The organism is Variovorax sp. 20P10.2.4, assembly GCF_058244205.1.
Genome location: NZ_JBZAYE010000128.1, coordinates 1 through 15,044, shown reverse-complemented (window position 1 = coordinate 15,044; position 15,044 = coordinate 1). Strand labels below are relative to the sequence as shown.

Annotated in this window: 16 protein-coding genes; 12 read left to right on the top strand and 4 right to left on the bottom strand. The window is 69.9% G+C overall.

From position 1 onward, the window contains the following. Positions 1 to 411 (top strand): penicillin acylase family protein (locus AC27VN_RS14890; RefSeq protein WP_490877015.1); only part of this gene is annotated, 411 nt, incomplete at its 5' end. Between the two features lie 51 nt (positions 412 to 462). Beyond that, on the top strand, positions 463 to 945 hold the full coding sequence (locus AC27VN_RS14885; protein WP_093346223.1) for a MarR family winged helix-turn-helix transcriptional regulator: 483 nt from the start codon (positions 463 to 465) through the stop codon (positions 943 to 945). Here the strand turns inward: AC27VN_RS14885 and AC27VN_RS14880 are convergent. Continuing rightward, a complete protein-coding gene (locus AC27VN_RS14880; protein ID WP_490877014.1) occupies positions 942 to 1,922 on the bottom strand; it encodes a LysR family transcriptional regulator in 981 nt (326 codons plus the stop codon). The two genes, AC27VN_RS14885 and AC27VN_RS14880, sit on opposite strands and share 4 nt — an antisense overlap. A gap of 91 nt (positions 1,923 to 2,013) precedes the next feature. Between AC27VN_RS14880 and AC27VN_RS14875 the strand changes: the two genes are divergently transcribed. Together AC27VN_RS14875 and AC27VN_RS14870 are read left to right on the top strand one after the other, a co-directional pair. Next, the gene (locus AC27VN_RS14875; protein ID WP_490877013.1) at positions 2,014 to 3,510 is read left to right on the top strand and encodes a M81 family metallopeptidase; all 1,497 of its coding nucleotides are present in this window, start codon (positions 2,014 to 2,016) and stop codon (positions 3,508 to 3,510) included. A 12-nt stretch (positions 3,511 to 3,522) separates the two neighbouring features. Beyond that, positions 3,523 to 4,470 (top strand): LysR family transcriptional regulator, encoded by a 948-nt coding sequence (locus tag AC27VN_RS14870; protein WP_490877012.1) that lies wholly within the window; start codon positions 3,523 to 3,525, stop codon positions 4,468 to 4,470. On the opposite strand, the gene AC27VN_RS14865 is transcribed toward AC27VN_RS14870, so the two are convergent. Further along, complete coding sequence (locus AC27VN_RS14865; protein ID WP_490877011.1) at positions 4,457 to 5,431, bottom strand: tripartite tricarboxylate transporter substrate-binding protein; 975 nt, start codon at positions 5,429 to 5,431, stop codon at positions 4,457 to 4,459. The two genes, AC27VN_RS14870 and AC27VN_RS14865, sit on opposite strands and share 14 nt — an antisense overlap. Before the next feature lie 169 nt (positions 5,432 to 5,600). Beyond that, complete coding sequence (locus AC27VN_RS14860) at positions 5,601 to 6,053, bottom strand: PaaI family thioesterase (RefSeq protein WP_490877010.1); 453 nt, start codon at positions 6,051 to 6,053, stop codon at positions 5,601 to 5,603. Between the two features lie 55 nt (positions 6,054 to 6,108). Between AC27VN_RS14860 and AC27VN_RS14855 the strand changes: the two genes are divergently transcribed. From AC27VN_RS14855 to AC27VN_RS14825, 7 genes are all read left to right on the top strand, one after another. After that, positions 6,109 to 6,549, top strand: a complete 441-nt coding sequence (locus AC27VN_RS14855) for a hypothetical protein (protein ID WP_490877009.1) — start codon at positions 6,109 to 6,111, stop codon at positions 6,547 to 6,549. Between the two features lie 428 nt (positions 6,550 to 6,977). Further along, a complete protein-coding gene (locus AC27VN_RS14850; RefSeq protein ID WP_490877008.1) occupies positions 6,978 to 8,201 on the top strand; it encodes a CaiB/BaiF CoA transferase family protein in 1,224 nt (407 codons plus the stop codon). A 3-nt stretch (positions 8,202 to 8,204) separates the two neighbouring features. Continuing rightward, positions 8,205 to 9,371 (top strand): acyl-CoA dehydrogenase family protein, encoded by a 1,167-nt coding sequence (locus tag AC27VN_RS14845; RefSeq protein ID WP_490877007.1) that lies wholly within the window; start codon positions 8,205 to 8,207, stop codon positions 9,369 to 9,371. A 54-nt stretch (positions 9,372 to 9,425) separates the two neighbouring features. Beyond that, a complete protein-coding gene (locus AC27VN_RS14840) occupies positions 9,426 to 9,887 on the top strand; it encodes a MaoC family dehydratase (protein WP_490877006.1) in 462 nt (153 codons plus the stop codon). A gap of 1 nt (position 9,888) precedes the next feature. Beyond that, on the top strand, positions 9,889 to 10,716 hold the full coding sequence (locus AC27VN_RS14835) for a crotonase/enoyl-CoA hydratase family protein (protein WP_296786901.1): 828 nt from the start codon (positions 9,889 to 9,891) through the stop codon (positions 10,714 to 10,716). Positions 10,717 to 10,718: 2 nt separating this feature from the next. Beyond that, positions 10,719 to 11,708: a Bug family tripartite tricarboxylate transporter substrate binding protein gene (locus tag AC27VN_RS14830; protein ID WP_093346251.1), complete on the top strand. Its 990-nt coding sequence runs from the start codon at positions 10,719 to 10,721 to the stop codon at positions 11,706 to 11,708. A 53-nt stretch (positions 11,709 to 11,761) separates the two neighbouring features. Next, positions 11,762 to 12,733, top strand: coding sequence for a Bug family tripartite tricarboxylate transporter substrate binding protein (locus AC27VN_RS14825; RefSeq protein WP_203206606.1), 972 nt, complete (start codon positions 11,762 to 11,764; stop codon positions 12,731 to 12,733). On the opposite strand, the gene AC27VN_RS14820 is transcribed toward AC27VN_RS14825, so the two are convergent. Beyond that, the gene (locus AC27VN_RS14820; RefSeq protein ID WP_093346256.1) at positions 12,721 to 13,629 is read right to left on the bottom strand and encodes a LysR family transcriptional regulator; all 909 of its coding nucleotides are present in this window, start codon (positions 13,627 to 13,629) and stop codon (positions 12,721 to 12,723) included. The two genes, AC27VN_RS14825 and AC27VN_RS14820, sit on opposite strands and share 13 nt — an antisense overlap. Positions 13,630 to 13,733: 104 nt before the next feature. On the opposite strand from AC27VN_RS14820, the gene AC27VN_RS14815 reads away from it, so the two are divergent. After that, positions 13,734 to 14,894, top strand: a complete 1,161-nt coding sequence (locus AC27VN_RS14815; protein ID WP_490877005.1) for an acyl-CoA dehydrogenase family protein — start codon at positions 13,734 to 13,736, stop codon at positions 14,892 to 14,894. The last annotated feature ends 150 nt before the right edge of the window (positions 14,895 to 15,044 follow it).

The window sequence follows — 15,044 nt, the reverse complement described above, 5'->3', positions numbered from 1 at the left end:
GCCATCGTCGCCGCGGTGCGCGACACGGCGCAGGCGCTCGCGGCGCTGGGCCTGCGTGGCGACGAGCGCTGGGGCGACATGCTCGCGCGCCCCACGCCGCAAGGCCGCGTGCCGCTGCACGGCGGTTCGGGCGAGCAGGGCGTGCTCAACGCGCTCGACGGCGCGCCGCTCGGTCGCGAGGGCTTCGGCGACATCATCGCCGGCACCTCCTACGTGCACCTCGTGACCTGGGACCAGGGCCGGCTGGTGGCCAGGCTGATGATGGCGGCCGGCCAGTCCACCGACCCGGCTTCGCCGCACCACGACGACCAGCTGCCGCTGTTCTCGCGCAAGCAGCTCGTGACGCCGCCGTTCACCGAGGCGGAGATCGCGGCCGATCCGAAGCTCGAGCGGCTGGTGTTGCGCGAGTGAGGCGTCGTTAGACTGGCGGGCCGTCGTCTCTTCGTTCCGATCGCCCAGCCCATGGCAGCCCCCCGCCCCGAGAACATCTTCGATCTGCTGCAGGTGGCGCAAGCCGGCCTGAAGGAAGCGCGCGCCGACGACGGCGCGCTGCTGCTGATGCATTTCGCGTTCCGCGGCCTGGTCGCGAAAGCCGATCTGTTCCTGGCCGGCCATGGCCTGTCGCGCGTTCATCACCGCATGCTCTATGCGATCGCGCGCACCGACGGCATCGCGGTCGGCCAGCTGATCGCGCTGCTGGGCGTGTCGAAGCAGGCGATGCATCGGCCGCTCAAGCATCTGCAGGAACAGGGGCTGGTGCTGGCCGAACGCAGCCCGCACGAGCATCGCAGCAAGCTGCTGCGGCTCACGCGCGAGGGTGCGCGCATCGAGCGCCAGGCTTCCGCGCATGAGGCGGCGGCGATGGAGCGCGCGCTGAAGTCGGTCGGCGAAAGCGAGCGCCAGGCCTGGCGCACGGTCATGCTCGAGCTGGCGCGGCAGATCTAGGCCGCCGAGATGCCCGCATTCTCGAAGTAGGCGTCGCGCTGCTGGCGGAAACGCGCCGCCTCGTCGAGCAGCCATGCCAGCACGGTCGGCGTGGCGGGATGGGAAGGGCTGCCGATGAAGCGGTACGTCGCATTGGAAAGCACCCGCTGGCGGAACGCGAGCACCAGCCGTCCCGACGTGAGGTAGTGCAGCACGAGCGCCAGCCGCCCCATGGCGATGCCTTGGCCTCCCAGTGCCGCCTGCACTGCCAACAGCGACAGGTTGAACTGCGTCCCCTGCCGCAGCGCCGAGGGCGCCAGGTCCACGCCCACGGCGCCGAGCCACTGCGCCCACTCCTCCGTCGGCTCGCCGCCTTCCCCCGGGTCCGCGGCATGCAGCAGCTGCGAACCCTTGAGCTTGCTCGCCTTGCGCAACTCGGGATGGGCCTGCATGAAGCTCGGCGCGGCGACCGGCACCAGCCACTCGTCGAGCAGGTCGACCGCTTTCGCATCCTCGCTGCCCGCGGCACCCAGCCGCACCGCCGCGGCGATGCCTTCGCGCGACATGCGCGAGGGATCGACGCGGTCGGACTCTCCGACCACCCGGAATGCCATGTCCGGATTGGCGCGGTAGAGGCTGCCCAGCCGCAGCGTGAGCCACAGCATGGCGAGCGACGGTGAACAGCTGATGTTGACCGGCTCGCCCACATGCGCGAGCTGCAACCGGTGCACGGTGCTTGCCAGGTTGCGGAACGACTCGCGCGTTGCCGCGTAGAGCTGCTCCCCCTGCGGCGTCAGCGCCAGTCCCGCGGGCGTGCGCAGCAGCAGCACGTGTCCGAGCCGGTCCTCCAGTCGCTTGACCTGCTGGCTCACTGCGCCCTGCGAGACGTGCAGCTCCACGGCCGCCTTGGTGAAGCTGCCACAGCGCGCGGCTGCGTCGAAGCAGCGCAGCCACGCCAGCAGCGAGGGGGACAGCGAGGGCGTGGTGCTCGGGCTCATTAGTTTCATTGAGGCAGAAGCACTATAAATCCATTGCCGATTGCTGGCTCGACGCAAAGAATTACCTCAACAAAACTGATGTGGAGTCGATATGCGCGTACTGGTGGCCGGGTTCAAGCACGAGACGAACACCTTTGCCTCGAACCGTGCCGATTGGGCCGCCTTCGAGCGTGGCGAGAGCTTTCCGAAACCCACGCACGGCGACGCGATGCTGGAGATGATCTCGAAGGTGGACGTCTCCGCCAGCGGTTTTGCCAGCGTCGCGAAGCGCCATGGCTGGACGCTGGTTCCGAGCCTGTGGGCTGGCGCCGTTCCCTCGTCATACATCACCGACGATGCCTTCGAGCGCATCTGCGACACCATCCTGCGTGACGTGAAGACGCTTGCATACGACGCCATCTACCTCGAGCTGCATGGCGCCGCCATGAGCGAGTCGTTCGACGATGCCGAGGGCGAACTGCTCGCGCGCATCCGAAAGGCCGTCGGCAGGAACGTGCCGCTCGTGGCGAGCCTGGACCTGCATGCCAACGTCACCCGCGCGATGCTTGCGCATGCCGATGCGCTGGTGGCGTTCCGCACCTATCCGCACATCGACTATGTGAAGACGGGCGAGCGCGCGGCGGATCTGCTCGATCGACTGACGCGCCATGGCGGGCGCGAGCCTTGGCATTGCGAACGCCTTCCCTTCCTCATCTCGGTGAGCATGCAAAGCACATCGGCCGAACCTGCCCGAGGCTGCTACGAACTGCTCGAGGACATCGACCGGCGGCTGGGCACGGTCTCCAGCTTCTGCATGGCTTTCCCGGCCTCGGACTTCGAGGAATGCGGGCCGACCGTCTGGTCCCATGGCGAGCGTGCGCGCGAGGCCGTGGGCCTGCTCCATGCGCATGTCGGCGAGCCCGGCCAGTGGCGGTTGAAGGCGCTGGACGCCAACGAGGCCGTGAACGCCGCCTTGCAGCGCGCCGACCAGAGCCCGCGCACCGTGGTGGTCGCGGACCTGCAGGACAACCCCGGCGTCGGCGGCACCGCGTCCACCACCGGCATGCTGCATGCGCTGCTCGATGCCGGCGCGGGTCGCCGCTTTCCGGACCGGGTGGCGCTGGGCGTGCTCTACGACCCCGCGGCGGCAGCCTTGGCGCACCGTGCCGGCATCGGCCAGACGATCGACTGCGCCGTCGGAGAGTCGCTGGCCACGCCCATAGGCCAGAGCGAGCCGCCGTTGCAGGGCAGGTTCAGGGTCCGTTCGCTCTCCGATGGCATGGTCACCTTCAAGGGGCCGAAGATGACCGGGTTCCAGGCCGTGCTCGGTCCCACCGCCTGCCTGGAGATCGAGGGCGTGCTCATCGTGGTCTCCAGCGGACGCATCGGCACACAGGACCGCGAGCTCTTTCGCATGGTCGACATCGCGCCAGAGGCGATGAAGATCGTCGTCGTCAAGAGTTCTCACCACTTCCGCGCTGACTTCGAGCCGCTGACCGAGCATCCCGAAACCGATGTCGTGATCGCGCACGCGAAGGGAATGTTCCCCTCCGATCCCGGGGCGTTGACGTGGAAGAAGCTGTCCCCGGCCACCCGCACGCGGCCCTGAGGGAGCGTGGCCATGTTTCGCCTCGGCCTGCACCACCTCGAGACGCTGTTCTGGATCGACCGGCTCGGCTCGTTCGCGGCCGCGGCGGAACGCCTGAACACCACCCAGTCGGGCATCTCGAGCCGTGTGCGCGAGCTGGAAGCGCGGCTGAAGACACGCGTCTTCCAGAAGGAAGGCCGTCGCATGCTGCTCACGCTGCGAGGCCGGGACCTGGTGCGGCGCTGCGAGCCCTTGCTGCAACAGGTGAACGGCGTGCTGCTGTCGGTGACCGACGAGGCCTACGCGACCGGTACCGTTCGGCTCGGCCTCGACGAGATCGCCGCGGCGCCGCGCGTGTTCGGCTTCGTGCACGACGTCGGCTCGGACATGCCGCATCTGAACTGGGACCTGATCGTCGATGCTGGCGCGGCGTTGCGACAGAAGATCGCCGATGGCGTGCTCGACATGGGCATCGTCAGCGGCCCCCTCGATGCGCAGGAACTGGTCGCCCAGCCGATCGGCCGGACCGGGCTGGCCTGGATGGCGAGCGCCACCTACTTCGCCGCAAGGCAGGACCGGGTGTCGCTGCACGATGGCCCGATCTGGGCCTTGCCGCGGCCTTCGCACCACCATCTGTTGACGACGGGCATGCTGCGCGAGGCCGGCCTGTCCCCTTCGGGCATCAATGTCTGCAACCACGTGCAGGCGATGATCGACATCGTGCGGGCGGGGGCCGGCATCGGCATGCTGCCCGAGCATCTGGTGGGCGAGGACCTGGCACGTGGCGTCCTGCGGCGCCTGGACATCGAGGCCGCGCCTCACGCGCTGGAGCTCCACGCCGTGCGCCGCCGCGACGAGGCCGACCCCATCGTGCTGCGCGTGTTCGAACGCGCGTCTCGAAGGCTGCGCCCAGCCTCGTCGGATGCTGTTGCGGTGGCAGCGAACGCGAGTCCGCGCGTGCACGTCCTCAGTCGACCTTGACGCCCACGCGCTGGATCACCTGTTCATTGCGGACTACCTCGGCCTTCATGAAATCGACCATCTGCGCAGGCGTCATGCGCCGCAGCTGAATCCCCTGCATCTGCAGCGCCTTCTTCATCTCGGGCTGTGCCAGCGCGGCTTCGATCTCCCGGCGCCGCGCCGCCGCGCTGTCCGCCGGAATGCCTGCGGGGCTGACGATCGCGAGCCAGGCATCGACATCGAACTTCGGGAACCCGCTTTCCGCGAGCGTCGGCACCTGCGGCGCGATCTCCGTGCGCGTGGGCGTGTTCACCGCGATGGCCTTGAGCTTGCCCGCGGCGATGTGCGGCGCCGCGCCCTGCGCGGAGACGAACGCGATGTCCAGGATGCCGGCGAGCAGGTCGTTCGTGATCTGTGCCGAGCCCTTGTAGAAGATGCGGTTGGTGGCGATGCCCGCCTGTTCCTTGAAGACCTCGCTGGCGATCTGGTACACGCTGCCGGTCACCAGCCCCTCCGCCAGGGTCGTGGAGCGGGATTTCGCGAGCTTCACCAGCTCCGCCGCCGTCGATGCTTCGACGTTCCTCGACGCGACCAGCATCATGGGCAGGCTGCCGATCATCGTGATCGGCTCGAAGTCGGCGATCGCATCGAAAGGAGCGTTCTTGAAGATGCCGGGAATGATCGTGTGGTTGGAGCTGACGACCCCGAGCACCAGTCCGTCCTTCGGCGCGCGCGCGAGTTGCTGCGTGCCGACCAGCGAGCCCGCGCCGGCGATGTTCTCGACGACGACGCCACGGCCGCTCTGGCGCCCCAGCGACACCGACAGCGCGCGTGCCAGCGCATCGGCCGCGGAGCCGGGCGGCGTGGGCACGATCAGCTTGAGGGGCGCGGAGGCGTCGGCGGCGAAGCCGTTGCCGGCAGCGCCGGCGAGCAGTGAAGTCAGACCGACCAGGAAACGGCGGCGGTGGGAGACGGACGGCATGGCACTGGGTTCCTTGACACGCGATGGCTGTTCGAAGCGATGGGATCTCTCCCATCGGCCAGGTCCAGCTTACAGCGGACCTCGCGCGGCGAACGCGCGAGTCTTCGATGCGATTGCATCGTGAATTCCGATGGATCGCGAGGGCGTGTCGTGCCGCCTGGCCGTCGCTTCAGCCCTTCACCATCAGCGTGGCGGAAGCCATCGCATGCAGCTTGCCGTCCGCGCCGCGCAACTCGGCATTGCAGATGCCCAGCGATCGCGTGCGCTCGACCAGCGTGGCGCTGGCCAGGTACTCGGTGTGCGGTGCCAGCGGCCGCAGGTATTTCACGCTGAGGTCGACGGTGGAATAGGCCGTGTTCGCGTCGAGTGCCGAATACAGCGCGAGCGCCGCGGCGCCGTCGAGGCAGGTGGCCGCGAAACCGCCGTGCACCATGCCCGCGGGATTGAGATGCCGCTCGTCGGGCGTGACGCGCATGCTGACCTTGCCGGCCTCGATCGCCGAGAGCTGCATCGGCATGGTGTGGGCGATGCCCGAGCGCTCGATGCGCCCGTCCATCATGGCTTGCAGGACGTCGAGGCCCGTGGCGGGCGAGGAGGAGGGCGATGGCTGGGGATTTGTCATGTCAACATTATTGACCTAGAGTCGAAGCTTCACGAACAAGCCCGGAGACGTTGCATTGCAATCCACGGTCTGGACAGGTCTTCTGCTGCTCAATGCCGCCTGGTTCGCGCTGGGCGCGCGCTTCTTCTGCCTCGACTCGCTGCGCGCCGCGCGGCTGCTCGTGGCGAAGACGGACCGTGCTTCGCCGCTGCTGCCCGCGATCGCCGGCGCCGTGCGTTTTCTCGGCGCGATGAACCTGGCCTGGATGGTGTTCTGCCTCGTGCTGCTCGCGGGACACGGCCTGTTCGAGACGCCGGCGCAACGCGCGTCGATGGCCGCGGTGCTCGTGCTGGTGCATGCGGGGCAGTTCGCGGTCAATGCCCACATGGTGGGCCAGCATCGCCGCGGCCAGCCCGGCAGCTGGGTGGTGCTGCGCGGGCCGATGCGGCTGATCTTCTTCGTCGACCTGGCGTTCGCGGTGGCGGATGCGGCGTTCGTGGTCTGGGTGCTCGGTTGAGCGGACTGCGTGCGCGCCGCCGGCCGCACACGTAGAGCCCCTGGCCACACCTATCGCGAGGCCGCTCAGCGCGCTTGGCGCCGCGGTCGTCGATGCCCTGGTGCCACGAGGACGTTGTGTTGGGCGCTCGCTTTCTCGCACAAGCTGTGCGAGAAACTCCGGTGCCGTGCTGGCCTCGTGGAACTGGCGCATGCGCCAGAGGCTGGCGACGGAAGAGCCAGCCGTGCCGGGAAACGTGGCTTCGCATCTCGCGCGAACCGATACACCGAACGTATCGCCCGACACAGACACGGTATTTCACGCCCGCCCTGCATCTCCCTAGCATCGTCCCAACGACGAAAAGGGGATTCCATGGAGACCAGCCCGGCGCCTGCGCGCACCCGCGCTTCCTTGCGCATCGATGAACGAACCGCCCCGGAGGCCGGCCGATGAGCGGGCCGCTCGAGGGCGTGCGTATCGTCGACATGACGTCGGTGCTGATGGGACCGTACGCGACCCAGATCCTCGGCGACCTCGGCGCGGACGTGATCAAGATCGAGCCGCCCGGCGGCGACACGGTGCGCGGCATCGGTCCCGCGCGCCATGCGGGCATGGGCGGCATCTTCCTGCATGCCAACCGCAGCAAGCGCAGCGTGGTGCTCGACCTCAAGCAGCCCGCCGGCCGCGAGGCGCTGCTGCGGCTCGCGGCCGAGGCCGACGTGCTGATCTACAACGTGCGGCCGCAGGCCATGGCACGGCTCGGGCTCGGCCATGCCGAGGTCGCGGCGGTCAACCCGCGGATCCTGTACGTGGGCGTGTACGGCTACGGGCAGGACGGGCCCTATGCGGCCAAGCCGGCCTACGACGACCTGATCCAGGGCGCGGTGGCGATCCCCACGCTGGGCGTGCGCGCGGGCGCGCCGGTGCCGCGCTACGTGCCGAGCGCGATGGTCGACCGCATCGTCGGCATGAGCGCCGCCAACGCGGTGTCGGCCGGGCTGTTCCACCGCGAGCGCACAGGCCGCGGGCAGGCCATCGACGTGCCGATGTTCGAGACCATGGCGCAATTCGTGCTCGGCGACCACATGGGCGGCCAGACCTTCGAGCCGCCGCTGGGCCCGGCCGGCTACGCGCGCCTGCTCAACGAGCAGCGCCGGCCCTACGCCACGCGCGACGGCCACCTGTGCGTGCTGATCTACAACGACAAGCAGTGGAAGACCTTCTTCGGCCTGATCGGCCGCGCGCAGGCGATGGAGGACGACCCGCGCTTCAGCTCGATCGGCGCGCGCACCGAGCACATCGGCGAGCTCTACCAGCTCGTGGGCGAGGCGATGCGCACGCGCACCTCGGCCGAATGGACGGCGTTGCTCGAGGCCGCCGACATCCCGGTGATGCCGATGCACACGCTGGAATCGCTGCTGGACGACCCGCACCTGGCGGCCGTGGGTTTCTTCGAGACGGTGGAACACCCGAGCGAGGGGCGCATGCGCTCGATGGCGATCCCGACGCGCTGGTCGGGCTCGCCGCCTTCGGTGTCGCGTCACGCGCCGCGGCTCGGCGAGCACAGCGCCGAGGTGCTGGCCGAGGCCGGCTACAGCGCGGCGCAGATCGCGGCGATGGCGGCGCAGGGCGCGACCCTGCTGCCGGCCGAAACCCGCGCCGAGGCGGGCTGAACCATGGCACTGGAACTCTCCCCCGGGCATCGCGAGATCCGCGAGGCGATCCTCAGGACCTGCGCGCGCTTCGATGCCGACTACTGGCTCGAGAAGGACCGCGTGGGCGGCTTCCCCGTCGAGCTGCACCGCGCGCTCGCGCAGGAAGGCTGGCTGGGCATCTGCATTCCGCAGGCCTACGGCGGCTCGGGCCTGGGCATCGCGGAGGCCGCGGTGATGATGCAGGCGATCGCGGAGTCGGGCGCGGGCATGAGCGGCGCCTCGGCCGTGCACATGAACATCTTCGGACTGAACCCGGTGGTCGCCTTCGGCACCGAGGCGCAGAAGCAGCGCATGCTGCCGCCGCTGATCGCGGGCGAGGAGCGCGCCTGCTTCGCGGTGACTGAGCCCGACACCGGCCTTAACACCACGCAGCTGAAGACGCGCGCGCAGCGCGAGGGCGACCACTATCGCGTGCACGGCACCAAGACTTTCATCTCCACCGCGAGCAGCGTCGAGAAGATGCTGCTGCTGGCGCGCACCACGCCGCTCGAGCAGGTCAAGAGCCGCAGCGAGGGCCTGAGCCTGTTCTACACCATCATCGACCGCGCCTGCGTCGAGACCCGCGAGATCGACAAGATGGGCCGCAAGGCGGTGGACACCAACCAGGTCTTCATCGACGGGCTGCGGGTGCCGGTGGAGGACCGCATCGGCGAGGAGGGCCGCGGTTTCCACTACATCCTGCACGGCATGAATGCCGAGCGCATCCTGGTCGGCGCCGAAGCGGTGGGGCTGGGCCGCGCGGCGCTGGCGCGCGCGACGCAGTACGCGCGCGAGCGCATCGTGTTCGACCGGCCCATCGGCCAGAACCAGGCGATCCAGCATCCGCTGGCCGAGTGCTGGATGGCGCTGGAGGCGGCCAACCTCATGGTGTTCCATGCGGCCGAGCGTTTCGACCGCGGCGAGCCTTGCGGCGCCGAGGCCAATGCCGCCAAGTACCTGGCGGCCGAGGCCGGCTACAAGGCCTGCGAGACCGCGGTGATGACGCACGGCGGCTATGGCTACGCGAAGGAATACCACGTCGAACGCTACCTGCGCGAATCGCTGATCCCGCGCATCGCGCCGATCAGCCCGCAGCTGATCCTGTGCTTCATCGCCGAGAAGGTGCTCGGCCTGCCCAAATCGTACTGACCCTCGTACTGACCCTCGTACTGACCCTCGTACTGATCCGAACGGAGTGCCTCCTTGATCCAGCTGAACACCGGCTTTCATTTCGACGACCTGCCCCTCGGCACGCGCTTTCGCTCGCGCGCGCGCACCGTGACCGAGGCCGACCTCGTGAGCTTCATCAACCTGAGCTGGCTCCACGAGGAACTGTTCACCGACACCAGCGACCGCACGCACATGGCGATCCCGGGCCGGGTGGTGCCGGGCGCGCTGGTCTATGCCTTCGCCGAGGGTCTGATCACGCCGTCGATGCAGGGCACGGGGCTCGCGTTCCTGCATGCCGAACTCGACATCGCGGCGCCGACCTTCGTGGGCGACACCATTCATGTCGAATGCGAGGTGATCGAGCAGCGGGCCACCTCCAAGCCCGGCCGCGGCCTCGTGCGCACGCGCAACGTCGTGCACAACCAGCACGGCAAGGCCGTGCTGAGCTACACGCCGCTGCGCATGATGCGCATGCGCGACGGCGGGAAGGACTGAGATGCAGGACTTCCTCCAGGTCGAACGCGAGGGCGCGATCGCCATCGTGACCATGAACCGGCCGCAGACGCGCAACGCGCTGTCCGACCCCGATGCCATCGAGGCCCTGCTCGCGCTGTGCGAGGCCGTGAACCGCGACCTGTCGGTGCGCGTGCTGGTGCTGACCGGCGCGGGCCCGGCCTTCTCGTCGGGCGGCAACCTGAAGACCCTGCGCGACAGCGTGGGCAGCGGCCTCGGCGAGCCGGCGCACAGCCGCTACGCCTACCGCGACGGCATCCAGCGCCTGCCGCTGGCGCTGTGCAATCTCGAGGTGCCGACCATCGCCGCCGTCAACGGCCCGGCCCATGGCGCGGGCAACGACCTGGCCTGCATGTGCGACATCCGCATCGCCTCGCGCCATGCCGTGTTCGCCGAAAGCTTCGTCAAGCTCGGCCTGATCCCGGGCGACGGCGGCGCCTGGCTGCTGCCGCGCGCCATCGGCATGTCGCGCGCCTGCGAGATGGCCTTCACCGGCGAGGCCATCGATGCCGCGCAGGCGCTGCAATGGGGGCTGGTGTCGGAGGTGGTCGAGCCCGAGGCGCTGCTGCCCACGGCGCTCGGGCTCGCGCGCCGCATCGCCGCCAACCCGCCGCATGCCTTGCGCATGACCAAACGGCTGCTGCGCGAGGCGCAGCAGTCGCGGCTCGACACCGTGCTCGAGATGTCGGCCGGCTTCCAGGCGCTGGCCCATCACACGGCGGCGCACGAGTCCGCGCTCGACGCCTTCGTCGCGGCGGCCGAGGCTCGTTCCGCCGCGCGCGCATCCGCATCCATCGAACCGGGGAAATGACCATGCCCATGCAACGACGCCACCTGCTGCACACCGCTGGCGCGCTCGCCATCTCGCCGCTGATGCAGGCCGCGCGCGCGGCCGGCGAGCCCAACGCCTGGCCGCAGAAGCCGATCCGGCTCGTGCTGCCCTATGCGGCCGGCGGGCCCACCGACGTGGTGGCGCGCGCCATCGGCTTTCGGCTGGCGCAGCTGCTCGGGCAGCCGGTGGTGGTCGACAACCGCACCGGCGCCAGCGGCAACATCGCGACCGAGTTCGTCGCGCGCTCGGCACCCGACGGCTACACCGTGCTCTATCACTCCTCGGGCCTGGCGATCAGCCCCGCGCTGCACCGGCGCCTGCCCTACGACACCTTGCGCGACCTCGTTCCCGTGGCGCTGCCGGCGCTGATCCCGACCGTGCTGATGGCCAGCCCGAAGCTGCCGGTCGGCAACGTCGAGGAGTTCGTGCGCTACATGCGCGCCAACCCGGGGCGGCTCAGCTATGGCTCGGGCGGGCAGGGCAATGTCACGCACCTGGGCGTGGCGCTGTTCCTGCAGGCGCTGCAGCTCGACGCGGTGCACGTGCCCTACAAGGGCACGGCGCCGGCCATGGCCGACCTGATGAGCGGGCAGACGCAGTTCCTGCTCGATGCCGTGAACTCGTCGCTGCCCTTCATCCGCGACGGCCGGGTGCGCGCGCTGGCGGTGGCCGGCAAGTCGCGCGTGGCGGTGCTGCCGGGCGTGCCCGCGCTCGGCGAATCGCTGATCCCGGGCTTCGATGCGCCGACCTGGCATGGCCTGCTGGTGCCGACGGGCACGCCGCCGGCCGTCGTGCAGGCGCTCAACGAGGCGGTCAACCGCGCGGTGGCCGATCCGGCGCTGCGCGGCCAGTTCGAACCGCAGGGCGTGCTGCTGCAGGCCTCCACGCCGGCCCAGTTCGGCAGCTACCTGCGCGCGGAACTGCAGCGCTGGGCCGGGGCCGTGCAGGCCGCGCGCATCGAGCCCGAGTGAACATGGGCACCATGCCCTGATACCCGCGACAACAACGACAAGGACTTCGAGACATGACCATCCCCCGCTTCCTCCCGCGCTGGCTGCTGGCGCTGCTGCTCGGCTGCGCCGCCACCCTGGCCGCGGCCGACTATCCCGACAAGCCCGTGAAGCTGATCGTCTCGCTGCCGCCGGGCAGCGGCGCCGACACCACCGCGCGCTTTCTCGCGCGGCACCTGAGCGAGAAGTTCGGCCAGCCCTTCCTGGTCGACAACCGTCCTGGCGCCGACAGCTTCATCGCCGCGCGCGCCGTGGCGGCCTCGCCGCCCGACGGCTACACCCTGTTCGTGGCCAGCAACTCGCCGATGGTGACCAACGTGGCCGTGTTCCGGCAGCTGCCCTACGACGCGGTGAAGGACTTCCAGCCGCTCGCGCGCATCGCACGCTTCCCGATGGTGCTGGTGGTGCCGGCCAACTCGCCCTTCAAGACCCTGCAGGACCTGGTGGCCGCGGCGCGCCAGGCACCGGGCAAGCTCAACTTCGGCAGCGGCACCGCCACCTACCGCGTCGCGCTCGAACTGCTGCATGAACGCAACCAGATCAAGGCCACGGCCGTACCCTACAAGGGCACCTCGGCCGCCATGACCGACCTGGCCGGCGGCAACATCGACTACACGATGGCCGAGGTCAGCGCCGTGATGCCGCTGGTGCGCGGCGGCCGGGTGCGCGCGCTCGCGGTCGCGGCCGGCGAACGCATCAAGGAACTGCCCGAGGTGCCGACCGTGAGCGAGAGCGGCACCGCCGGCTACGAGTCCTATGCCTGGACCGGGGTGTTCTTCCCGGCCAACGTGCCGCCGCCGGTGCTCGCGCGCATGTCGCAGGCGATCAAGGAACTGATGGAGGGCGACGACGCCAAGGCCTTCATCGCGGCGCAGGGCGGCACCGTGTTCTACGGCGCGCCGCAGCCCTTCGCCGAGTTCCAACGTGCCGAGATCGAGCGCGCCCGGCGCGTCGTGCGCAGCGCCAACATCGGCTACGAAGATTGAGCCAGCGGCTGGACGGCAGCATGCGCGACCGCAATGAAATTGCGCGCGGCCGGCGTGAGCGCGTCGGCCAGCGTCGCCATCGCGATGCCCACGGTGTACTTCGAGGGCATGTCGGTCAGCGGCAGCAGGCGCACGCCGTTGCTGGCGTAGCGCTGCACCACGGCCGGCACCAGCGCCACGCCGAGCCCGCTCTCCACCAGGCCGAGGATGGTCTGGACCTGCACCGCCTCCTGCGCGATGCGCGGCCGCACGCCGGCATCCTGGAACACCTGCATCGTCAGCACGTGCATGGCGGGCACGAGGGTGCGCGAGTAGGCGATGAAGGGCTCGGCCGCGAGATCGGCGATGGCGACCTTGCCGCGCTGCGCGAGCGCCGAGTCGGCGCTCACCGCGAGCACCAGGTGATCGAGCTGCAGCACCGTGAGCAGCGCGGTGGTGGGCGACAGCACCGGGTGGCGCACCAGCGCGATGTCGAGCGAATGGTCCTCGATGCGGCGCAGCAGCTCGGTGGTGGTCGATTCCTCGATCACCAGGTCGACGCGCGGGTACTGGCGATGGAAGCCGCGCACGATCTGCGGCATCAGCGAGTAGGTGGCCGAGCCGACGAAGCCGATGCGCAGCAGCCCCTGCTCGCCGGCCATGCCTTCGCGCGCGGCGCGGCGGATCTCGTCGGCATAGAACAGCGCGCGCTTGGCGTTCTGCAGCACGGCCTCGCCCGCGGGCGTGAGCTGCAGCCCGGTCGACAGGCGCTCGAACAGCAGCACGCCGAGCTCTTCCTCGAGCTTCTTGATCGATGTCGACAGCGGCGGTTGCGCCATGTGCAGCCGTTCGGCCGCGCGATGGAAGTTGAGCGTTTCGGACAGGACGAGGACCTGCCGCAGCTGGCGAAGCTCCATGGATGTGAATGTCTCGGTGATGGCGGCAGCCCGCCGATTATGTCGACCGCGCGCGCTCCGCGCAGCGGGGCAAAACCCCATGCCATCTCGAGGAGGGCGTCCCGATGAACCCGTTGCAATCCTTCGCGCTCGCCGCGATCCCCGCGGAGGACGAGGCGCTGCGCGCACCGGTGCGCGACTTCCTGCGCTCGGCGCTGCAGGGCGTGCCCGACGCCGTGCGCGCGCGCTCTTGGATGGGCTTCGATGCCGACTTCAGCCGTGCCCTCGGCGCGCGCGGCTGGATCGGCCTCACGCTGCCGACGGCCTATGGCGGCGGCGGGCGCAGCAGCTTCGCGCGCTTCGTGCTGCTCGAGGAACTGCTCGCGGCCGGCGCGCCGGTCTCGGCCCACTGGATCGCCGACCGCCAGACCGCGCCGCTGATCCTGCGCTACGGCACGCCCGCGCAGCGCGCCTTCTTCATTCCGCGCATCGTGCGCGGCGAGCTCTTCATGAGCATCGGCATGAGCGAGCCCGACACCGGCTCCGACCTCGCGGGCGTGCGTTCGCGCGCGGTGCCCACGGCCGGTGGCGGCTGGCGCCTGAACGGGCGCAAGATCTGGACGACCAATGCGCACCGCGCCCACTACCTGTGCGCGCTGGTGCGAACCTCGGGCGCGCCCGAGGACCGGCACCGGGGCCTGTCGCAACTGCTGGTCGACCTCTCGCTGCCGGGCATCACGGTGCGGCCGATCCGCGACCTCAGTGGCGATGGCCATTTCTGCGAGGTGCTGTTCGAGGACGTCGAGCTGCCGGCCGATGCGCTGGTCGGCGAGGAAGGCGTGGGCTGGCAGCAGGTGACGGCCGAGCTGGCCTTCGAACGCAGCGGACCCGAGCGCATCCATTCGAGCCTGGTGCTGGCCGAGGCCTGGCTGGCGGAACTGCGCCGCGCGCCGCGGGTGCCGGACGGCGCGCTGGCCGTGGCCGGGCGCATCGCGGGACGCATGGCGGTGCTGCGCGCGATGTCGCTGAGCGTGGCGCGGCAGCTGGGGCAGGGCCTCGACCCGGCCTTCGAGGCCGCGCTCGTGAAGGACCTGGGCACCGAGTTCGAGCAGGCCCTGCCGGGCTGGATCGAGGAGGCCTTCGATGCGCCCGGGCATCCCGCGCCCTCCGATGGGCTGCGGCAGACGCTGGCCTATGTGACGCAACTGGCGCCGAGCTTCTCGCTGCGCGGCGGCACGCGCCAGATCATGCGCGGCATCATCGCGCGCGGCCTGGGCGTTCGGTAGGAGGAGAACGAGATGAACGACGACATGCTGCTCGACGACTTCGAGCGTCCGCTGGCCGACCTGTGCACCGACGACACGCTGCGCGCCATCGAGGCCGGGGCTTCCGCCGAGGCGCTGTGGCGAGCCATCGACGGCCTTGGCTTCACCGAC